This window comes from Gracilibacillus salinarum, from assembly GCF_022919575.1.
Lineage (GTDB): Bacteria > Bacillota > Bacilli > Bacillales > Amphibacillaceae > Gracilibacillus > Gracilibacillus salinarum.
Map to the genome: position 1 here is coordinate 1,525,067 of NZ_CP095071.1, position 22,511 is coordinate 1,547,577.

Below are 22,511 nucleotides of genomic sequence, written 5' to 3' on the forward strand. Positions count from 1 at the left end.
TAAACAACTTCCTATTCAGCATGATTACTTCTACGGCTGTACTTATATACTTTCTTTGCTTACCAGAAAAAACGGACATAACCCGCCCAGTCCTAATTGAGATAAATGATATACAACTACCTATAATATTGATTATGTCTAGCCATTGCTAGCCGAGCATCCATTTTGAGAACACTCCGCGTCCTGCGAGGCCTATTTCCGGAGCTTTGCTAAGCAGATAAATTATATCAAAATGACCATTCTGCAATACAACTTTTGTTAACATAATCATATAATAGGAACTCCAATCATGTTCAATATGATTACTGATGTGACCAAACTTATATACTTTCTTGTAGAGTAGAAAACAGGAATTAGATATTACCTTCTTGTCTTCGGGTTTCAGGGTGTTCCACCTTACTAAGCCAGACTCGAGGGTACTATCCTCCTCCTATTTCCCCTCATCAAACCGTACGTGAAGTTTTCCCTCATACGGCTTTCCGACGTTCTTCATCCTTTGGCTTTACGGGTTATACAGCTAATTTCACAAGTCTGTAATGGACTTCTCTAGCCGTTTCTTGTAGATAAGCATGCTTATATTGCCTATTCTTTTTGTTGTTACGAAAGATGTTTAGACGCTCTAATACATACCAATCGATATGATTTAACCATCGCTTGGACATGGGAGAAAGTTGATAGTAATTCTTAAACCCTTGTAACTTGCGGTTTAAACCATCTATTAATTCTCCTATTTCTACATGTAATTTAGATCGTGGTGATGTATATGCTTTAATTTTCTTGCGCATCTTCTTCATCGCTTTCTTACTGGGAATGTGATACATGAAATAGAAGAGGTGTCCACCCTTCTTTCGTACCGGGAACTTACGATGATGAAAACCTAAGAAATCAAATCCGTCACGATCATCCCAAATGTGGACAAGCTTTGATTTGCCCTCGTGTAGTGTTAAATCTAACTTCTTCATGATGCCTTGGATCACACGAATGCCTTCGAGCGCTTGTTGCTTGGTTTTACACATAATGACAAAATCATCCGCATACCGAATAAGCGATCCTAAGTGGCGAAACTGCTTTTCCCAAATCGTGTCCATCGCATTTAAATAGATGTTCGACAATAACGGAGAAATAACACCGCCTTGTGGAGCACCTATGAGGGATTGTTCTAACGAATCATCCTCCATAATCCCTGCTTCTAACCATTTGCGCATGACCTTAAGCACTCGTCGATCACTGATGCGCTGTTCTACCAATTTCATCAACTTTTCATGGTTGATGTTGTCAAAGTATCCTTGGATGTCGACGTCTAACACCCAATACTTTCGTTTACTTTCTTTGCGGATTTTCGCAATCGCTTGATGGGCATTTCGTCTCGGGCGAAATCCATACGAACTTCCTTGAAAGTCCGCCTCAAAAATGGGCTCGATGACAATTTTCATAGCCATTTGTGCGATTCTGTCTTTCACCGTAGGAATGCCTAACGGTCGTTTCTTTCCATCATCTTTCGGTATATACGTTCGCAGTACGGGTTGTGGATGGTAGTTCTTTTCCTTCAGTTCTATATAGAGTTCATTCAAAAATTTCTTTTCTCCATAATCACTGATATCTTCCAAAGTTTGGTTGTCTACCCCACTGCTTCCTCTATTTCTTTTCACTCGTCGCCACGCTTCCCATAAAATATCTGGGCGATACATCTTATCATACAAGGCATGAAACCGCCGTGTCTGACTTCCCTTGGCACAAAGGTATAATGTTCGTTGAAGTTGTCGAGCTTTTACTTGATTGGTGTAGTTAGCTAATTTAGCATTCACTCACTCTTACCTCCTTCCAACATGTGAACGAAGCAGGGTTCTGGCTTCTGCCGTCCTTCCCTAGATCACGTTATGTTGTCATGATCATCTCTGGTACTATGACCCCCTCCGACTTCCTCTCAGCCCATCCACCATTTCACGATACGCTTATAGGTGTCTGTTTTACTTCCTTTCTGAAGTGACCGAGGAGGATATCCCCAGTTCCGTTATTTACTTTCTTAACATGTCGCTCTCCATACCCCGAGGGATTCTTCGGTGTTGATATTCCAAGTTCTTCACACCTTCCATGGTCTTCGCTTATCAGTCACAAACTCGACTTCCCTTGTTCCTCTTGTGAGGGTTGTAATTGACGAGGCTGCAAGATTCACTTGATGTTACAACCTGTTAAGTTGCTCGCACTACGTAGAGTACTTTGTCACGGGGCTTCAACCTTAGGATTTCTCCACCAATTGCCCGTCAGCTACCGAGCGTCTTGGTACTTACTCGGGTTGGACTTTCACCAACTAGCAATTAACGGCTTGCTGGGCACGCGACTAAAAAAAGAGTAGCTATGTTGATTCATAGCTACTCTGCATGTCATTATCCTTTGCGCAAGCGTGAAAAAAACAGAACTAATCCCCCAGTAATTACGGATAAAAATCCAGCAAGCAGGGATCTATACTGATTGGTGGCCGTATCCGGTAATGGCTGTCCTTCTGCATCCTCTTCTAAATTGGTTTCGGATTGCCTGGTACCCTCCTGATTTCCTTGATCGGATTTCGCTTGATTTTTTGTATCATTCGAATTTGTTTTCTCGTCTGTATTATCCCCAGGCTCCTCTTCCGTTGGTTCTTCTTTCGTCTCCTCTTCCGGTAAATCCGTATCGTCAGCGTCCTTATCAGAACCTGTTTCATTTTCATCCTCTTCCGTTGTATCCTCTTCCATTATATTTTGAAAAACGCCATATATACTAAAATGTGAAACTTCTCCACTAACTGTAGCCTTCTCTTCATTGGCAGTGACAGGAAATTCTTTCGTTTTCTTTCCTGTTTCATCTAATAAATAAAGTGCGAGCTCGTCCCAATTCTCTACTTTTTCTGCGTTTACTCCATAGGTTAAAGTGACAGGGTTCTCAGTAAAGTCTGTTAAACTGTCTTCGCCCGTTAATATCTGCAAAGTGTACAAATTACTAATCAGTCGGTCTTGTTTCTCTTTAACCTCTCCGTCAAATGGAGTGAATTTAATTGTAATGTTGGCACCAGTTTTTACATTAGATACAGGAACAGAAATCTTAAGATCATGATACAAAATCGTCAACTTCGCATTTTCGGGCAATTCATCGATAAGTGTTGCCTGAAATACTACACTCTCTTTATTCTCCTGATTGGAATATTTATATTCCTCACCATCAACCTCTAAATCATCGATACTAGTAACCGTTCCGTCATCAGGCGGAATTGGCGCCGGTGGCACAGTCCCGTTAGAAAACTCTTGCTTGATCAAGCCCAATAATTGACTTTCACGATCTGCACTTAGTTCCCAAATCATAGCACCGCCAAGCTCGAGGTTTTCGACATAGGCGACTTTTGCAGCAATCGATCGTTTATCATCGTAACTGATAAATTCCCCTGTTTGTTCATTATATAAATATGGAACCTTTGCAGCGTCATTCCAATGAGCAGTGAATTGGTTATCTGTTAATTTATTTTTGATAATATCATCATAATCATAGACACCCGCTTCCCACGTACCATTTCCTGCTCCTTCACAATTCTGATAGTAACCGCCATTATGGCTATCTCCATCCGAATCGCAACCTCCCCATGAACGACCATAGAAAGGCATGCCCATTACTAATTTATCTGACGGGACTCCTGCATCTAAGTGACCCTGGATCGCAGTAGCTACATTAAACACCTCTGTACTTGAGACTCCTGCTTCTTTAGCTTGAGGATCCGCAAATAACGGCGCATTGTGTGCACTTGTCTTCTGCCAGCTTCCGTTAAAATCATATGTCATAATATCAATAAAATCGACAATCTCCGCTATTCTGTTTAATTCATTGTGCTCTAAATAGGAAGGATTGGCACTGGATGCAATGGCTAACTCATATTGTCTCCCATCTTCTTGCTCCGCTTTATCCAACTCATCACGGATTGTTTGTAACAATAACGTATGATTTTCTTTATCCTCGGGCCGATGAATGTTTCCTTCCAAACCGCCTGCAACCGGATACTCCCAATCAATATCAACCCCATCCATTTCATACGTTCTCATAAACTCTACCGCAGATGCGGCGAATGTCTGCCTCGTTTCCTCAGAAGCAGCAACATTAGAAAAATTCTTAGAGAATGTCCAGCCACCTATCGAGAGTAATGTTTTTAATCCAGGATTTTGATCTTTAAGCTTTGCCAGCCCACCTAAATTACCATAAAAATCTCTATTCCACTCCTCTCCTTCTTCCAGGCCTATTACATTTGGATTCTGATAATCTGCCCAAGGATCAGCTGACACAACCGTACCATTTTCTATGCCTTCACACTGAGTGCTGGCTGCATGTCCTGCACCATCCCAGCAATAATCCGCAAAGGCATAAACAATATGTGTCAGGTTACTGGCATCAATATCTACAGCTTGATAATCCCTTCCATACGTAGACCATTGCGTATAATATCCGACCACTCTATATTCATCATCCTGCTCTGCTGCGCTCGTTTGTACTGTCGTGCCTATCGATAAACTAATCGAAAACATAAGGAGAGCAATCGCTCCCAACACCCAACCTTTTACACCTCTCGGAAGATTCTTTCTTTCTGTCACCGTTTTCTCCACTCCTTTTACTTGATTAATAGAATCCTGACCGATGTAAACGCAATCTATTTTATAGATAAGATGACTATACCTCTATACAAGATTATCCAACTCTATCAAAGGTGTCAATATAGAACATGAAATTTTTAACATTTATTTTTTCTACATTTCAATAAGGCTGATAATAGAAAATCAAGGCATAACCTGGCAGACCTAAACTTATATACAACTGTGCAGACAAACAATCCAAAACCTATATTTTCCATTAAAAATAGTTAATTATTACTAACTATTCTAATTAATAGAAAAAGATGTTGAATTACGTAAGCACTTTCCTTAGAATAAAAAGTATAAGAGTTAATTGATCCAGAAGGGAGGCTGCTACTCTATTAAACTCTTATATTATTTTTAACGCTTGAGGTATAGACCTCTAGATTACAAGGAGGATGAATATGTCTGTAAAAGTAACTGGTAGAGAAATGATGAGAACAGTCTTTATGCTAGGTGTTTTATTAGTGATGTCATTAGTATTCGCTTCAATGGTATCCGCTCATGGATATGTCAGCAATCCTGAAAGCCGTTCGTTACTTTGTTCAGAGGGTGTAAATACGGATTGTGGAGCAGTTGTATACGAACCGCAAAGCTTAGAAGGGCCAGGCAATTTCCCTGAAGCAGGTGTCGCAGATGGACAAATAGCAAGTGCTGGCGGTGTTTTTCCGAAATTGGATGAACAGTCAGAAACGCGCTGGGCACAAGTGCCAATGTCTAGTGGTGCCTTCACGTTTGAATGGTCTTTAACTGCAGCTCATGCTACTAAAAGTTGGAATTACTACATTACAAAAGAGGGATGGGATCCCAACTCTCCATTAGAACGATCTGATTTTGAATTATTTTGTACTTACAATGATAATGGTCAACGACCTGACTTTACTACCACACATGACTGTGAAATCCCACAGCGCGAGGGCTATCATGTTATTCTAGCTTATTGGGAAGTAGCAGATACAGCGAACGCATTCTATCAGGTAATTGATGCGAACTTTGACGGAGAATTTGTTGAACCAGGTGATCCAGGAGACCCTGAAGATCCTGAAGAACCTGTTGATACACCTGAATGGAATGCTGATAGCGTATATTTAGGTGGTGACCAGGTCACATATAACGGTGCTACTTATCAGGCGAAATGGTGGACGCAAGGTGATACACCAGGCTCATCTGATGCATGGGAATTAGTTAGTGAAGACGGAGCTGATTCTGGCAATACAGATGTACTCGAATGGGACGCGAGTAAAGCCTACAGCGGCGGTGATCAAGTCCTTTACAACGGCAGCCAGTATGAGGCCAAATGGTGGACAAGAGGCGACACCCCAGGTTCCAGCGATGTATGGGCAGTTGTCAGCTAAAAGAAAAATTAGAAAAATACGGCATTCTCTTCGTCTTTTAGCGAGTGCCGTATTTTTTCTTATACTTGTTGGTACACCTAAATTTTCACTACGCCAGGATTCATCTTTGTAAACTTTAGGGTTTCCTATCGTATAAAAAAGAAGGCTGATGCTATTAGCTTTAGGCTTTTTCTATGTACTGACAGATAATGATTGCTCTTCTTCATGCATTGGACGTTTTCTTGCTTCTCCTTTCGCCTGAAGTTACCTCTTCTTCATGCGTTCGGCGTTCTCTTGCACCAACCAACACATGAAGTCCACTGCTGTTCATGTATTGGAGACTTCGTGTAACACTCTTTTGCCTAAAGTTCTTCATATTCTTGCATTTGGCAGCCTTTCGCATCCGATTGCCATAAAGTTCGTCATCATCTTCATACGCCTATCAACTTTTCCGGATAACCGCCAATCCAGATGTGTCAGCAACTGTTAATAGCCAAGCATCCATATTGAGATATTTAATGTGCTGGGATACCGCTCCGTCCAACCACTTCGCGTCCCGCGGAGCCTATTTCCGGAGCTTTACTGAGCAGATAAAGTATATCAAAATGATCATTTCGATATACTGCCTTTGTTGGACATAATCCATATTATAAGAACCTACATTCCTATTTAGCATGATTAACTTCTACTAGAGTACTATCATTTCTTGTACCACGCTTAATAATACAGTAAAAAAGCATGACTGCTTACACAGTCATGCTTTTTTCTATTTTCTCAGTTTTTTCATTTCGTCTGCTACAAATTGCACTTGTGTACCGACAATGACCTGAATACCATTTTCCCCTACTTCTTTGATACCAGGAACACCGGTATTCTTAATGCGTTGCTTGTCAACTGCCGCTAAGTCTTTAACTTCGAGACGTAATCTTGTGACACAGTTATCTAATGTTAACACATTGTCATCTCCGCCTAATCCAGCGTAGATTTCTTTTGCCATTACTGAAATATCATCTTGCTTGCCAGCGTCTGAATCCTCTTCTTTTGTTGTTACTTGTTCTTCTGTATCATCTTCACGACCAGGCGTTTTCAAATTAAACTTCGTAATCAAGAAACGGAATAGCACATAATAAATCACAGCAAATACAAGACCTTGTACAATCAACATATATGGCTGATTTGCCAATGGAAGTCGTGAGCTTAGGATAAAGTCTACTAAACCAGCACTAAATCCAAAGCCTGCTGTCCAGTCAAATGCAGCTGCAATCCCTAAGGATAAACCTGTTAAGGCAGCATGTACTACATACAATGCTGGCGCTAAGAACATGAAAGAGAATTCAAGCGGTTCTGTTACACCAGTGAAGAAAGAAGCAAAAGCCGCTGCCATTAATAGAGAAGCTGCTGTTTTCTTTTTCTTCGTTTTTGCGGTATGGTACATCGCTAATGCTGCCGCTGGAAGACCGAACATCATGACCGGGAAGAAACCTGCCTGGTACATACCTGTAACACCTTTTTCTCCTTCTCCATTCCAGAAGTTAGCAATATCATTAATACCAGCAACATCAAACCAAAATACCGAGTTTAAAGCATGGTGTAAACCAGTTGGAATTAATAAACGGTTAAAGAAGCCGTATAAACCTGCACCAATCGCATCTAGATCGATGATTGCTTTACCGAATGAAACTAACCCTGAATAAATAAATGGCCATACTAAGAATAGAATAGCAGCAACAATTAAACTGGATACTGCTGTCATAATGGGTACTAATCGTTTTCCACTAAAGAATGCCAATGCATCGGGTAATTTCACATGGCTAAAACGATTGTACATGACCGATGCTAAGATACCTGAAATAATACCAATGAATTGGTTTTCAATATTGCCAAAAGCTGCATTCACATTTTCCGGATCCGCGCTTTGCAGCAGAGCAACGGAATCTGTTGATAATAGTGTCGTAATAACTAGGTAGGATACGAGACCACTAAGTGCAGCGGAACCATCTTTATCCTTGGACATCCCAAAGGCCAAACCGACCGCGAACAAAATCGACATACTCGGTCCTGATACAATCGATTCACCCGCCTTGATTAAGAAGGCTGCAACTACATTTGCTTCCCCCCAGCCTTCCGGATCAAGCCAGTAGCCCAGTCCCATCAAAATTGCTGCTGCAGGAAGAACTGCAACCGGTAACATCAAGGATCTACCGATATTTTGAAGATATTTCATTACCATTTTATTTCCTCCTCCAATGTATGAACAACATAAAAAAATTCGTCATTCATACCGTAGTTTTTCTTATTTTGGTACACTCTAAATAGTAGCTGCGTCGAGCTTTTCTCATTCTTCATAACGCATAAGTTAAAATATATTAGTCCTTTTTTAGCCTTTGTATATGAATAGTTATATAACCAAGTTCTGACGATGGAAATGCGATATCATACTTCTCCGTTATACATGACGTGACTGTTCTTGTTACTTGATACGAATCAGAAAATTTTTGTTGAATCATGCCTAACATTTCTTCATCCATTTCATGCAATTGATAATGACTCACTCGCGACAAAGCAAAATGCAAGTGTGTAACAAGGCGCTGATAAGATAAATCGTCTTCACTAATATTCATGTCCAACTTCTCTAAAAATAACTGAATCATCTCTCGTACAATGGCTGTATGCTTAATCGTTTGCTGATAATCACCTCCTTGAAGTTTCATCGTATGAACATGAAGAGCGATATGAGCTGCTTCGTCTATCGGAACATCTATATTTAATTTCTCCCGAATATGACGCACAGCCCACAGCCCGATTTCAAACTCATTGCGGTAGAGTATCTTAATTTCATTCAATAATTTGTTTTGCAAATGTATACCATCTTCTATCCTTTCAATGGCAAACGAAACATGATCTGTAAGAGCAATATGGATGTGTTCACTTAACTTTGAACCTAAATAGTCCTCAGCATATGAAATGATTTCTTCTGAAATGATGAAATGTTCTTCAGGAATTCTATTTAACAGCTGCTGCAATTTTTCATTTTCTTTCATTTCAAACAATTGCTCTACCTTACTCGGGTTAATACGATCGTTTTTTCTTTTGCCAAATGCTATACCAGTTCCAATTGCTACTTTTTCTTGTTGATTATCTATGACAAGTACTGCATTGTTATTCAAAATTTTCTTCAATCGCATGTTAACCATCCCCTTACAGAACCGGATAATTTTAGCTAAGCGTCAAAAGGCTTGTTTTCCCAGCTTCGCATTGTTTCTCATTTGTTAGTTGAATAGACTGATCAAGCTCTTTACTATTCGTAATAACCATCGGTGTCACCGTATTCTCAGCATTTTCACGGATATAATTCAAGTCAAATTCCATTACTATTTGACCCGCGGCAACTTTTTCTCCTTCTTTAACTAATATATTAAACCCCTCACCTTTTAAGCCAACTGTTTCTAAGCCAACATGGATCAGTATTTCTACTCCATCATTCGTTCTCATACCGATTGCGTGTTTTGTTTCGGGAATTTGTACAATTGTTGCATCTACTGGTGCTACTACTTTTCCGTTTTCTGGAGTGATCGCAATCCCTTCCCCCATCATTTTCTGACCAAAGACAGGGTCTGGTACATCCTCCAAAGCTACAACTTTACCAGTTAATGGTGCTAACAGTTCAACTTTTTTTGATTTGTTAAATAATTTTTTAAACATTTGTGATTTCCTTTCCTGAGAAGTGAACAAAGGCGCAAGCGCCCGTTTAGAGACGTAGCGAGTGGAGCGAATCAACTGAGATAAAGGAATCACGGTGAGCTTGCGAATCGATGATGACTTATCGTAGGGCGATTTCGCGAAGTCGCCTAGTCTCTGGGCGCTGGAGCCGGACGTGGCCGTTTCTATCAGCAAACATCATATAGCCCAAAATTTATACTTTCTTGACGTATTAGAAAAACCGAAAAGCGCCCGGTCTAACTAACAAAGCCGACTTCTAAGCATTACTTCCTCGTTAAAATGTTATCTTTCTTAACTAAAAAAAAGCATGAAGAAATAAGAAGGATTTCGTTTGTTTACCCTTTCGATTTCTCCATGCCTAATCTAGTTAGTAACATGTGAGCCTATATTAAATTAAACGATCCATATTCATAAAAATAATAACACACAGAGGATCAGTTGTCTATACATATTCTCAAAGTCATACATTGTTATTTTGACAGCGGTGTCCACTCCTCTAATACCGAAGGACGGTCGATCACGTCTGCCCCAATTACTTTTTTATAAAAGTCGACCGGACCGGCATCACCAATAATAGCATAAGCATAACCAAGATGCCTCATTTCATGTAAACTATGTATAAGTAATTGATAGCCGATACCTTTTCCTCTTGCAGTCTCAATGACACCGGTGGGACCAAAAAAGTTCTTGAATGTTGTTTCATAACAAGCAAAACCCAGTATATCCTTATTCTTAACAGCTATCAAACAATTTGCCGGTAAAGCGGAACATGCCACTTCACATTCGTTTTTCCATTGCGGAAAGTGTGCTTGTACCCAATCAATAATTCGATCTTTCTCCAAAGGCAGCGCTCTTCTAATAACCCAGTCCTGCTGTTGTTTTTGATATACTTGCGGCAAATGGTATAGATTTACATACATGTCTGCCACTTAATCCCTCCTCACCCTTGCCTAAACATCACCACACACGCTGGTGAAGCTATCTTATAATGACACGCTAATGCTTGTAATCGCCCATCTGCTTGCACACGCAATACTGTGATACGATCGCTGTGCTGGTTAGCAATGAACAAATATTCTCCATCTGGAGATATAGCAAAATGACGTGGCCACTCACCCAAAGCTGCTGCTTCATCAACGAAGCGCAAACGACCATCTGCTTGCACACGATATACTACAATACTATCCCTGCCTCGATTCGAGACAAAAAGCAACGATTTATCAGGTGAAAAATGAATATCTGCACAAAAGTTATCCTGCACTTCATCTGGTGGGATAGTCGGTATCTCCTGGGCAAGTTGTAAGTTAGTGAATGACTTATTGAAGTGATAGACAGCAACTACCGAACTGAATTCATTGGTGATATATAGACAGTTCTTCGCCTTATTCACTTCGATATGTCTTGGGCCAGAGCCATCTTTTAACGGAAAAGATGCTTGAAGTTCCAGTTGCTGATGATCTGATTGTAATTGAAATAGAAAAAGTTTGTTCTGACCCAAGTCTGTTACGATATACATATGATCGTAGCCAAGTGGATAGCACATATGGGGATGGGAAGCTTCACCAGATTTCTGAAACAAATGAAGATCTGCTTGTAATTGCACCTTCCCATCTTCTTCTAACGGATGAAGCGACAGCTTACCATCTCCATAATTGGTCACTATACTATATCGACCATCATCTGTGATATGGAGATAGCAAGGACTGGACCCGCCTGTTTTAATCCTGCTTGTTTCGATTAACTGATCACCTACTTGATAACTGACCAGTTCTCCTTCCTCAACCTCACTAACAGCATAGAGATTGTTCTGATCAGGATGTAGCGCTAAAAATGAGGGAGCATCTATTCCAGTAATGGCGTCTAACTTGTGAAAGGATTGCTGTTCCGAATCAAACCTGACATAGTGAATCGCTTCTTCTGTTTTACTGCCATAGCCTCCAACAAACATGTTATAATTTCTTATCATATGAACAGGAAACTCCTTCATTTTTTAATAGATCGGTAATACGTGAAAAAACACATTCGGAGATGCCATTCGATAATAATAGCTAGACCATCCCAATCCTGTTGATTGATCAACATTCGCATTAAACGGTAACCGTTCCTGCTCAAGTTCATCGATAAAATCGATTTCTTCATTGCTATATGATGAAATACGCTCGATTGCTGTCTCCAATCTAGCTATCAATCCACCATAACGAATATCGATGACTTCCCAGCCAAACGGCTTATTCATATGGAACCATTGCGCTTTATGAGCAGCACGCAACCTTCTCACTCGTTCAATAATTTCAGGCAGCTCCACATTCGCAATCGCTTTTAATTTATCTGCATCACCTGCATCATAAGCTGCTTTTAATTGAAGGCCAATCGTAGATTTCCTCGCTAGGACAGCAGATAACTTCTCTGGTACATCAAAAATAAAATCTAATTCAGCTTGCGAATCTCTAACTTGCTTAAACGTTTGTTCCAGCTGTTGATAATGCTCAGCAATCGCTAACCCTTCAATGTGTTTGTCAAAAAGACCAAGTAACACATCCTGCCACAATAAAAACTTGGACGGATTCGTTTGATCGCTATTCTCCACTGCTACTCCCGGAATCGCATCAAGCTCATTTAGTTGTAAGTAGGCCCGCGGGTCGAGACCCGTGCAGAATTTTGTTCGTTTGTACCAATCTTGCCGGTCGACTGTTGAATGGTATTGGTGCTCAGCATACAGCTGCAAGCCTAGCATCGCTGCGTAATAATTATTTTCATAGCCATCATCGCCCCAAAGCGTCACAAATACATCCTGAATATTCGCTTCTTTACTCGCCTGCAGAGCTGCTTCACTAGTTTGCAAGGATAGACCGTAGTTTGTCGCAAACGTATTCCAAACCCAGATACCACCAGCAAATGCAGGCGTCTGACCCAGCTGTTTATGTTTATCAATTAACGTATGATAGTCCTCTTTCTTCGTGTGGAAATAATCCCAATACATCAATGTCACATTACTCGGAATCAACTGCTGCATTTCCTCCGATATTTCCGTTGCCATATCATACTGATCATCTCCAGAATCCGAAGCTAATTTAATAAACATATCACTCCACATCATGACTTCTAGTTGCAGGTCATCCGTAATTTCTGTCACTCGATGCAAATGCTCCGTCATTAATTCCAGCCGATCTTTATAGCCATACTTATTTAAATAAATCCCTCTTCCTAACTCTTCTGCTTCATCCATTCCAATATGGAGCCGCTTGCTTCGGAATGGAGCTGTCACAGCCATGATCATCTTCTCCACAAACTGATAAGTAGCTTCTTGTTCAGCTAACAGGACACCTCTAGTGTCTTTCAAATGTGCTGACGCATCCCATTTCAAAAATTCTTCCAGATGAGCAAGTGTTTGAATACACGGGATTAATTCGATTCCTAGCTGAAACGCATAGTCATCTAATTCTTTCAATTCCTGCTGGGAATAACGGCCACGCATATAACCAAAATACGGAAAACCCTTCACCTCATACGTATCTTCCATATACAACATCGCCGCATTAAAGCCCATTAATGAAAGTTTTCTAAACATGGACTTGAACTGATCCACTTTCATCACAGCATTTCGCGACAAGTCAAACATTGGTCCAATCGTCTTAAACTGCGACTGCTCCTCAAGATTAAAATCTTCCCCGGTAACAGCATGCTGGATTATTAAACCAAACGCTCGGTAAACATGATAGTCATGTTGATAACGAATCTTTCCTTGACCATTTTGATAAGAGATAGCCGTTTCTTCTTCATCATTCTGTTCAATTGTGATTGGCACTCCCAACTGACTGATCGTTACTCCCTTTTCCTTCGCAAGCTCCTGCAACCCGTACAAAAAGGGTTGATAGTTGCCTTTCAACGTAATATCCATTTTGTATCATCCTTTGTCCGAAAAGTTAGATTCTTACCCTTTAACCGCACCGGAAGTTGCCCCTTTTTCGAATGTCTTCTGAGCAAACAAATAGAATATAAGTACCGGAATGATTGTCATGGCAATAGCTGCCGTCATCAAACCATAATCTGTTCCATATTGCGAGCTGACGTTCGATAATAACACAACAATTGGCGCCACTTTTTCATGTGATACAAGCACGAGTGAAGAAAATAAATCATTATACGACCATAGAAATACAAAAATTCCTACGGTAGAAAACGATGGTAATGAAATCGGCAAAAAGACTTTCGTGAACATTTTAAATCGTCCACAACCATCCATATGTGCCGCCTCTTCCAACTCTTTCGGAATGGTCGCCATATATCCGCTAATGACCAGAATCGCAAACGGTAAATTACCAGCAGTTTGCGGGATGATTAAAGCCAGATACGTATTAACCAAATCCATCCCGATCATCATACGATAAACAGGTACAATTGTGGCAAAGGCTGGAATTAATAAACTAGCTACTAATAAAGCTTGCAGCAAACCTCTTAATTTAAATTGCATTCTGGCCATCGCAAATGCAGCAAGCCCTCCCAGGAATAAAACAAGCAGCACAACAGAACCAGAAATAATAAAACTGTTGAGATAGCTTTTGCCGATATTGACCGTCTCAAATGCATTTATATAATTTTGCATAGTTGGATCTGACGGAACGTTAAAAGTACCGGTAATGATCTCCCTTGATTCTTTAAAAGAATTAAGCAGCACCCATGCTAACGGAAAAATTGTTGTCATCGACCATAACGTCAGGACAACATAGACAAAAATTTTTCCTGCTTTTGAATTCATGAAATACCTTTCCTGGAATTTCTCCCAAAAGGTTAAGCGTTCCTCTGTATGTGAATACATCTATCTGACACCTCTTTTCCTTAGTACGTAACTTCATCTTTCTGCAATAATTTATTGGTAACAAAAGCTAAGGTTAACCCTAATACAACTATCAACACTGCTAACGTTGCCCCATACCCCATCGCAGAATCCTGAAATGCTTTCTGGTACATATACGTTCCCAGTACTTCTGAGGAATTGGCTGGACCACCTTTTGTAATAATATAAACTAATTCAAAAATCTTCAGTGTTCCGGTAATTGCCAGCACAATACATGTCTTCAAATCACTCACAATAAGCGGAATGGTCAGCTTAAACATCTTTTGCATACCGGTAATACCTTCTAGCTGAGCTGCTTCATAAAAATCGTTCGGAATTTTTTGGATGGCGGTTAACAAGATAACGAAGTAGAAACCAACATAATTCCAAATCGTCGGAATCGCCACCATATATAATGAAGACTGTTCTGTTAACCAAAGCACTCTTTCAAACCCTAAATTGACTAACATTTCATTTAACAATCCATTGCGATAATTATAAATCAATGTAAATAACAACCCGATTGCTGCACCCGAGATAACAATCGGGAAGAAAAAGGTTGTACGGAAAAAACCCGCACCTTTCGTAATCGAATTAACCATAATTGCCAGAATAAGTGCGATACCAACTTGAAATATCGTGACATAAAGCATTAATTCCAACGAATTAAATAAAGCACCTCTGGCTATTTCATCATTTAATAATCGAACATAATTCTCCAAGCCTACAAAAGTAGAATTAAAGAATCCATCTGTTTTATAGAAACTTTGCAAAATATTTTCAACAAATGGATAATATAAAAAGACTCCTGTTACAGCAAATGCTGGGGCAAGAAAGAGGAATATATATAGTTTATCGCCTTTCATGTGTCCTCCAATCCAGATGTGCAAGGAGGCTGACCCAACAATAGCGGGACAACCTCTCTCGTCATCTATTATTCTATTATTTTGCCATTTCGACCGCTTTTTCTAATACTTCTTCTCCCGTTTTATCTCCACTTACAATCTCAGGTACACTCGTACGAAGGTGTGTAAATGATTCTGGATAAATACGGTCATTGATTGGTAAAGCTACGGATGGTGCGTTCTTCACTAAATCATGCCCTGCTTTCAAGTAATCTGGTAAATCACTAAGCTCACCTTTTGCAGGCGGCTGACCAGTTGCTTCTGCAATTTTCACAATCGTTTCTTCAGAAGTTAAGTAGTTAAATAGACTGACAACTGCATCTTTCTTCGCTTCGTCTTCATATGATTTCGTACTGATAAACCATCCTTGTGATGCACCACCAACAAGTTCACCAGTCTCTCCACCTTCTGCATAGACAGGCATCGGTAATACAGTGACATCTTCACCCATACCAGCTTCCTCTAATTGTCCCCAGAACCAAGATCCTTCAAAGATCATTGCAGCCTGCTCCTGCTTAAACAATTCCTGCGCTAACGCTAAATCGATCGTTGCTGCATCCGGTGTGAATGCACCCATATCAGCATGTTTTTTAATGTTATTCAAACCTTCTGACCATGCTTCCTTTTTATCAGCAAGATCTGCTGTGTAATTTTCCATACCGCCTGCCGCCAAAATATAATGTTCTACTACGTAATAAGAATCCTCTGTTGATGCAGCAATCGGAACGATATCAGTTTCGGCAAATTTTTCAATTGCCGCTTCGTATTGCTCCCATGTAGTCGGTATTTCTACGCCATGTTCTTCAAATAGTTTTTTGTTTACGAATAATCCTTCATAGAATCCAGATTGTGGCGCAGCATAAATATTCCCATCCTCACGTCTTTGTTGTTCCAGCATGGAGTTATAACCTGATAAATCGACACCTTCAGCCTCTTCTAAATTGACCACTTTTCCTTCTTCAATTAGCCCATCAGCATCAACTGTATTGAAGTAGAACATAAGGTCCGGTTCATTATCAGAAGAAAAATCCGTATTTACTTTTGTACGGATCGTTCCAGCATCCGCTGATTGTGAATCGTTTTCAATTTTGATGTTCGGATTTTCTTCCTGGAAATCATCTAGCACCTGCTGGAATACTTCACCTGCCGGATCGGTACCTGCCATTGTCGTAACAACTCTAAGATTCACTTCTTCTTGTTCTGTCTCATCTGCAGAAGTATCTTCGCCATTGTCTGACGTATTCTCCGTATCATCCGCATTAGAACCTGTTTCGTCATTACCACAAGCCGCTAACCCAATGACAACGAATAATAAAGCTAACAACAAACTCCACTTGAATTTCCTCAAACCAACTACCCCTTTTCTGTAAAATATTTGAACAACTTTGTACAGTTGTCTATACCTAATATAGCTAGCAGGTTAACTAATGTCAATACATTTTAACGAAAATGTTTTATTGGTTATTATCTTTTTTAAGTATCTGTTATGTAATCGCTCTATTTATTGTTATATTAACAATTATTTGTTATGACAAAATAAATATTTTTTATCATCATACCATTCATTTGTTAAAAAGATAGCGATTTTTTATATTTTTGTTATTTTTCACAGTTTACTATGTTGGGACTATTTTTATGATAAGTTGTTACAAATTTAACATGTGATCAGAAAAGGTTATGATCTTAATCAAACAACTTTATCATATGACAGGCTCACCCTGCTGATTGTAGGGATGTTTAACAATCTATCCTATTGACGAGAATAACTAATGACAGAATGATGCCGAGGAAACTGCTTCGAAGCAATGTTTGCGGCACAGACTAAGTGGAGCTTCAGTTAGAGAGGAGCCCTGTATTTTATTATTTAACTACCTATAATATGGATTATGTAAACTAGAACTGTCTGACATAGTGGTAATGTTGATAGATTTCATTTGCTTAGCAAAGCTTCGGAAATATGCTCCGCGTCCTGTGGGCACGGCTTCAGCTAAATTTTGTAAGAAAATTCTTTTCTTACAAAATTGGATCTTCAGCTCGCGCTGATTCCACGGGAGTCTCCGCATATTTCCTACGCTTAAGGGAAGTGCTACAACGTATGAAACAGCTAAAAGCAGTGGTTCTAGGCATTATGTTATTCATTCAATTCCTGTTATGGATACATTGATCAATATGCAACCTCTTACAAAAGTTGTACAGTCCCTATTCTAGCGTAGGCCAACCACGGAGACTCCCGCGGGACAGGCAGGCGCTGGAGATCCACAACGTCTGCACCTGTGTCTACTAGTAATGCTTCGAAGTAGACTTCCTCGGTGCAAGGCAGCAAAGAAGTAACGCAAGTAGTAGCCTAGCTTCAGCCGTGCCCCGCAGGACGCGGAGTGGTTGGACGGAGCGGTATCCCAACACATTAAATATCTCAATATGGATGCTTGGCTAGCGATGGCTACTTTACATAATCCATATGATAGGAACTCAACTTCATGTTCAATCTGTTTACTGCTGTGACTGCACTTTCCTCTATTAGTAGGCAGACTGGAATACCTGTGGTAATCAAAAATGGAGCTGGTATATACTTTTGTAAATTTTATGTAAATAACGATAAAGGTATAGACAACCATACTACAAACTGTTAATCTATAACTAACATTTGAATGGATAAGGTGTGAACGAAATGAGTGGACAAAAACTATTGTTAAAAAATATAACAATCTATACAGAAAATAAATCGATCGACAACGGTTATATCAAAATAAGTAACAGCAAAATAGAAGAAATAGCTGAATTAGACATGCTAAAAGATGATGAGGGATACCGCATTCTCGATTATTCTGCTACAACAGGATGTGCGATACCAGGACTAATTGATGTCCATATCCACGGAGCTAACGGCGCCGATGTCATGGATGCAACAGCAGAGGCATTAGACACAATGGCTCAAGCATTACCAATGGAAGGTACTACTTCTTTTCTCGCTACTACGATGACCCAAAGCGAGCAAAATATCGAAAAAGCGCTTGAAAATACAGCAGCTTATATCGAGCAGCAACCTAGCACGCAAGCAGAAATATTAGGCATCCATTTAGAAGGTCCTTTCATCAATAAAGTCCGAAAAGGTGCACAACCGGAAGATCACATTTTAGAACCGGATGTATCATTATTTAAAAAATGGAATGAGCTTGCGGCAGAGAACATTAAGCTAGTAACGCTTGCACCAGAGATAGCTGGTGCGGAACCACTTATCCGCCATCTAGCAGAGCACGGTATTATCGCTTCAGCAGGACATACAGATGCTACTGCAGCAGAAATAGAACAGGCAATGGACCAAGGTTTATCCCATATCACCCATTTGTATAATCAAATGCGCGGTTTCCATCACCGTGAACCTGGGGTAGTAGGAGCAGCATGGCAACACAAACAGCTAATGGTTGAAATGATTGCAGACGGCGTTCATTCCACTCCTTACGCTGTCAAAACCGCTTATGACTTAATCGGCAAAGACAATTTACTGCTGATCACAGATGCGATAAGAGCAAAATGCTTACAAGGTGGCGAATATGAATTAGGTGGCCAAAAAGTATTTGTAGAAGAAAACAAAGCCACACTAGAAGATGGAACTCTGGCAGGGAGCACGTTAAAGCTAAATGACGCGATCAAAAATATCATGGCATTCAGCGGCTGCTCCTTGCCAGAAGCGATTTGCATGTCTTCTTCCAATGCCGCCAAAGAATTACGTATGACAGATAGAAAAGGTTCACTAGCTACCGGAAAAGACGCTGACATCGTTTTGTTAGATGAAAATCATGACATATTGCTTACTCTGTGCCGAGGAGAAATTGCATACGAAAGGAAGTAAGAGAATAATGAATGTAATTCAAACGAAAAATTATCAGGATATGAGTGAGAAAGCAACTCAGTTTATCTTAGACAAGATCAAATCCAAGTCAACATTCAAGTTAGGTTTAGCTACAGGAGGAACACCCGTCACTACTTATCAGAACCTGATACAGGATCATCAGAAGAATCATACGTCCTATCAGCATGTGACTACCTTTAACCTGGATGAATATATTGGCTTATCCAATGAGAATCCTAACAGTTACCATTTTTATATGAATAAACACTTATTCCGTCACATTGATATTCCTGCAAATCAAACATTTATTCCGAATGGCTTGGCAACAGATTTAGAAAAGGAATGTGTCGATTATGATAAGCTCATTGACGAGCATGATGGAATAGATTTACAAATACTTGGACTTGGTCATAATGGTCATATTGGTTTTAATGAACCGGGAACCCCTTTCGATAAACAGACCCATATCGTCACGCTAGCCGAATCAACGGTCGAGGCCAATGCTAGATTCTTTGATTCCATTGACGATGTCCCAACACAAGCAATTACGATGGGAATAGGATCAATTATGAAGAGTAAAGAAATCCTTTTACTAGTATCAGGTAAAGAGAAACATGAAGCATTGCATAAACTGCTTCATGGTGACGTCGATCAACAATTTCCTGCTTCTATCCTGCAACGTCATAAGAATGTTACCATAATAGCTGATGAAGATGCTATAATGGAAAAAGATATGATGCAAAGTAATAGCGCCTATCGATAGGCGCTTGAATTATTCTGTTACGTTGAATTATTGACAGGAAAGGAGTTTGCGAGACATGATCGATAAACAATCACCTATTCCCATTTATCATCAGCTGGAGGAACAAATTAAGGCCAAGATTGAGAATGGGGAATATAAACCAGGAGACGCACTTCCATCAGAACGGGAATACGCAGAACAATTGAACATCAGCAGAATGACAGTGCGACAAGCTATCACAAACTTAGTAAATGAACGTTATTTACACCGAATCAAAGGTAAAGGGACATTCATTACGGAACAAAAACTGGAACAAAATCTGAATGGTTTGACTAGCTTTACCGAGGATATGAGAGCTCGCGGCATGGAGCCTAGCAATAAACTGATTAACTTTGAAATTATTCCTGCCAAGCAAAGTCTAGCTGATCAGCTACACATCGCTGAACATGCGCCAGTCTATGAAATAAAGCGTATTCGTTTAGCGGAAGGAATCCCAATGGCATTGGAAAGAACGTATATACCAGCGAATCTGATTAAAGGTTTAACGGATCACATTGTGCAATCTTCCCTCTATCAATATATTGAGAATGAATTAGGACTAAAAATCGGCAAAGCCAGCCAATTATTCGAAGCAACACTTGCAAATGAAGAAGAGATTGAATACTTAGAAATTGCCGATCAATCACCTGTTCTTTTCATGAAAAGAACCACACAATTAGAAAATGGCATCCCATTTGAAGTGGTGAAATCCTCCTATCGTGCTGATCGTTATAAATTTATGCTTGATTTGGAGCGCTGATTATTTGCACCAGCCAGATGCGAAGCGGCTAGCCAGAATAATTTTTTCAAGTGAATCGACATAATCTACGTTTAACCATCTATTTTTTTATAAGTTGATGATAAAGGAGGCTATCCCTTGGCTGAACGAATCACAGAACAGAAAAATCAACAATCTGTCCATATAGACGAAATGGAAGCATTGGATATTGTAAAATTGATGCACCAGGAGGACCTGATGATTCATAAAGGGATCGAACAAGCATTAAATCAGGTTGCCGATGCTGTTGATTTAATCGTAGAAAAGTGGCATAAAGGTGGCAGGGTTTTTGTCGCTGGTGCCGGGACAAGCGGGAGAATCGGGGTTCTGGATGCAGTGGAACTTGGGCCGACTTTTTCCGTTGATCCGGATCGTTGGATTGCCTTGGTTGCCGGCGGAAAACAAGCAATGTGGGAACCACTTGAACAGCATGAGGATAGTGAAACAGATCTAATTAACAGCTTAGAACATTACAACTTTAACAGTAAAGATGTGGTTATTGGTATCAGCGCAAGCGGGTCCACCCCATACTCTGTATCTGCCTTAACATACGCTCGGCATATAGGAGCTTCCACTATCTCCATCAGCTGCAACCATGAAACGATATCTTCTGAAATCAGTGACATTGCTATCGAATTAGTAGTTGGACCTGAAATCATCAGGGGTTCTACAAGATTGAAAGCCGGAACCGCTCAAAAAATGGTGATCAATAGGATATCAACAGCTGTTATGGTACGACTTGGAAAGGTATATCAGAACGAAATGGTAGACATGCAATTAGTAAACAAGAAACTGGTGAAACGTGCTGAAGCTATGCTCGCAGACCTCACGATGCTTCCCGAAAACGAAGTACAGCAACTGATGGCGGAAACGAATCAGGATATTAAGCTTTCCTTATTAATTGCTAAGACAGGCTGTAGCTTGGAAGAAGCGAAAAATGCTTTAAGCCAGACTAGCGGACATGTGAAACAAGCTATTCTATTATTGTCAGAACAGAATAACAACTGATAAAAGGCACGGGATTTCTGTGCTTTTTCATTTGCCAGAAAGTATATAGATGCATTCACAGCAATTATCATGTGAAATATTATTTATGGAATGATATCACTTCGCGTCCTGCGGGGCACGGCTCAAGCCGCGTTCCACAGAATTTTCAGAAGCTTTGCTTACTCTCAAAGTCAATCAAACATTATAATCAAAACCCTGGCTTTCATTCCATCTTCCTAGACTTTTACGAATAAATACGATCTGTCCAATATGATAGGCATTGTGCAGATTGATGTACGTCAAACTTTCGGCATTTTTTTCGATATATTTCTCATCAGATTGTTCGATTGCCGACTGCCAACGTTCCATTGTTTGAAATAATTCCTCTACAAGCAGTTCCCAACTTTTTTCAGGCAAAGGTTCAAATGTCATCTTATTGCCAGAGATCTGTACATTATCTTCTAATCCCTTAAAACGATTGAATTCCAGTTCATTATAAAAAGATAGATGATTGACAATTTCAAAGATAGAATGGACTGAGATATTACTATAATCACAGGCTTGTTCTGCAGATAGTCCTTGTAAAGCTGTCTGCAAAGATACAAACCAAGTGTCAGTGTTGTAACAAGCTTTAAATTGATCTAATATGACTTCTTTGCTATTGATCTCGATCACCACC

The 22,511-nt window shown here is 40.0% G+C and carries 17 protein-coding genes; 5 read left to right on the forward strand and 12 right to left on the reverse strand.

The window, feature by feature from the left end; genetic code table 11:
* Positions 1–509 precede the first annotated feature (509 nt).
* Both ltrA and MUN87_RS07370 read right to left on the reverse strand, forming a co-directional pair.
* Positions 510–1,805 (reverse strand): group II intron reverse transcriptase/maturase, encoded by a 1,296-nt coding sequence (ltrA, locus tag MUN87_RS07365; protein WP_244747061.1) that lies wholly within the window; start codon positions 1,803–1,805, stop codon positions 510–512.
* A gap of 579 nt (positions 1,806–2,384) precedes the next feature.
* Positions 2,385–4,604: a glycoside hydrolase family 18 protein gene (locus MUN87_RS07370; protein ID WP_244747062.1), complete on the reverse strand. Its 2,220-nt coding sequence runs from the start codon at positions 4,602–4,604 to the stop codon at positions 2,385–2,387.
* 443 nt (positions 4,605–5,047) lie between these two features.
* On the opposite strand from MUN87_RS07370, the gene MUN87_RS07375 reads away from it, so the two are divergent.
* Complete coding sequence (locus tag MUN87_RS07375) at positions 5,048–5,998, forward strand: lytic polysaccharide monooxygenase (RefSeq protein WP_244747063.1); 951 nt, start codon at positions 5,048–5,050, stop codon at positions 5,996–5,998.
* A 745-nt stretch (positions 5,999–6,743) separates the two neighbouring features.
* Here the strand turns inward: MUN87_RS07375 and nagE are convergent.
* From nagE to MUN87_RS07420, 9 genes are all read right to left on the reverse strand, one after another.
* On the reverse strand, positions 6,744–8,207 hold the full coding sequence (nagE, locus tag MUN87_RS07380) for an N-acetylglucosamine-specific PTS transporter subunit IIBC (protein ID WP_244747064.1): 1,464 nt from the start codon (positions 8,205–8,207) through the stop codon (positions 6,744–6,746).
* Between the two features lie 136 nt (positions 8,208–8,343).
* Positions 8,344–9,162 carry a PRD domain-containing protein gene (locus tag MUN87_RS07385; protein ID WP_244747065.1) on the reverse strand — a complete coding sequence of 273 codons (819 nt, stop codon included), beginning with the start codon at positions 9,160–9,162 and terminating at the stop codon, positions 8,344–8,346.
* Between the two features lie 31 nt (positions 9,163–9,193).
* The gene (locus MUN87_RS07390; protein WP_244747066.1) at positions 9,194–9,679 is read right to left on the reverse strand and encodes a PTS sugar transporter subunit IIA; all 486 of its coding nucleotides are present in this window, start codon (positions 9,677–9,679) and stop codon (positions 9,194–9,196) included.
* Positions 9,680–10,167: 488 nt separating this feature from the next.
* A complete protein-coding gene (locus tag MUN87_RS07395) occupies positions 10,168–10,617 on the reverse strand; it encodes a GNAT family N-acetyltransferase (protein WP_244747909.1) in 450 nt (149 codons plus the stop codon).
* Between the two features lie 20 nt (positions 10,618–10,637).
* A complete protein-coding gene (locus MUN87_RS07400; RefSeq protein ID WP_244747067.1) occupies positions 10,638–11,663 on the reverse strand; it encodes a lactonase family protein in 1,026 nt (341 codons plus the stop codon).
* 24 nt (positions 11,664–11,687) lie between these two features.
* Entirely contained in the window at positions 11,688–13,595 is a 1,908-nt protein-coding gene (locus MUN87_RS07405) for a beta-N-acetylhexosaminidase (RefSeq protein WP_244747068.1), read from the reverse strand.
* Positions 13,596–13,628: 33 nt separating this feature from the next.
* Positions 13,629–14,513 carry a carbohydrate ABC transporter permease gene (locus tag MUN87_RS07410; protein ID WP_244747069.1) on the reverse strand — a complete coding sequence of 295 codons (885 nt, stop codon included), beginning with the start codon at positions 14,511–14,513 and terminating at the stop codon, positions 13,629–13,631.
* A 20-nt stretch (positions 14,514–14,533) separates the two neighbouring features.
* Positions 14,534–15,397: a carbohydrate ABC transporter permease gene (locus MUN87_RS07415; RefSeq protein WP_244747070.1), complete on the reverse strand. Its 864-nt coding sequence runs from the start codon at positions 15,395–15,397 to the stop codon at positions 14,534–14,536.
* A 76-nt stretch (positions 15,398–15,473) separates the two neighbouring features.
* A complete protein-coding gene (locus MUN87_RS07420) occupies positions 15,474–16,784 on the reverse strand; it encodes an ABC transporter substrate-binding protein (RefSeq protein WP_244747071.1) in 1,311 nt (436 codons plus the stop codon).
* Between the two features lie 1,320 nt (positions 16,785–18,104).
* Here MUN87_RS07420 and nagA point away from each other — a divergent pair.
* From nagA to murQ, 4 genes are all read left to right on the forward strand, one after another.
* Positions 18,105–19,286: an N-acetylglucosamine-6-phosphate deacetylase gene (nagA, locus tag MUN87_RS07425; RefSeq protein WP_244747072.1), complete on the forward strand. Its 1,182-nt coding sequence runs from the start codon at positions 18,105–18,107 to the stop codon at positions 19,284–19,286.
* 7 nt (positions 19,287–19,293) lie between these two features.
* Entirely contained in the window at positions 19,294–20,049 is a 756-nt protein-coding gene (gene nagB / locus MUN87_RS07430; RefSeq protein ID WP_244747073.1) for a glucosamine-6-phosphate deaminase, read from the forward strand.
* Between the two features lie 55 nt (positions 20,050–20,104).
* The gene (locus MUN87_RS07435) at positions 20,105–20,827 is read left to right on the forward strand and encodes a GntR family transcriptional regulator (protein WP_244747074.1); all 723 of its coding nucleotides are present in this window, start codon (positions 20,105–20,107) and stop codon (positions 20,825–20,827) included.
* Between the two features lie 117 nt (positions 20,828–20,944).
* Entirely contained in the window at positions 20,945–21,853 is a 909-nt protein-coding gene (gene murQ, locus MUN87_RS07440) for an N-acetylmuramic acid 6-phosphate etherase (RefSeq protein WP_244747075.1), read from the forward strand.
* Between the two features lie 174 nt (positions 21,854–22,027).
* Here the strand turns inward: murQ and MUN87_RS07445 are convergent, their stop codons facing one another.
* Positions 22,028–22,507 carry a DinB family protein gene (locus MUN87_RS07445; protein WP_244747076.1) on the reverse strand — a complete coding sequence of 160 codons (480 nt, stop codon included), beginning with the start codon at positions 22,505–22,507 and terminating at the stop codon, positions 22,028–22,030.
* Positions 22,508–22,511: the final 4 nt, after the last annotated feature.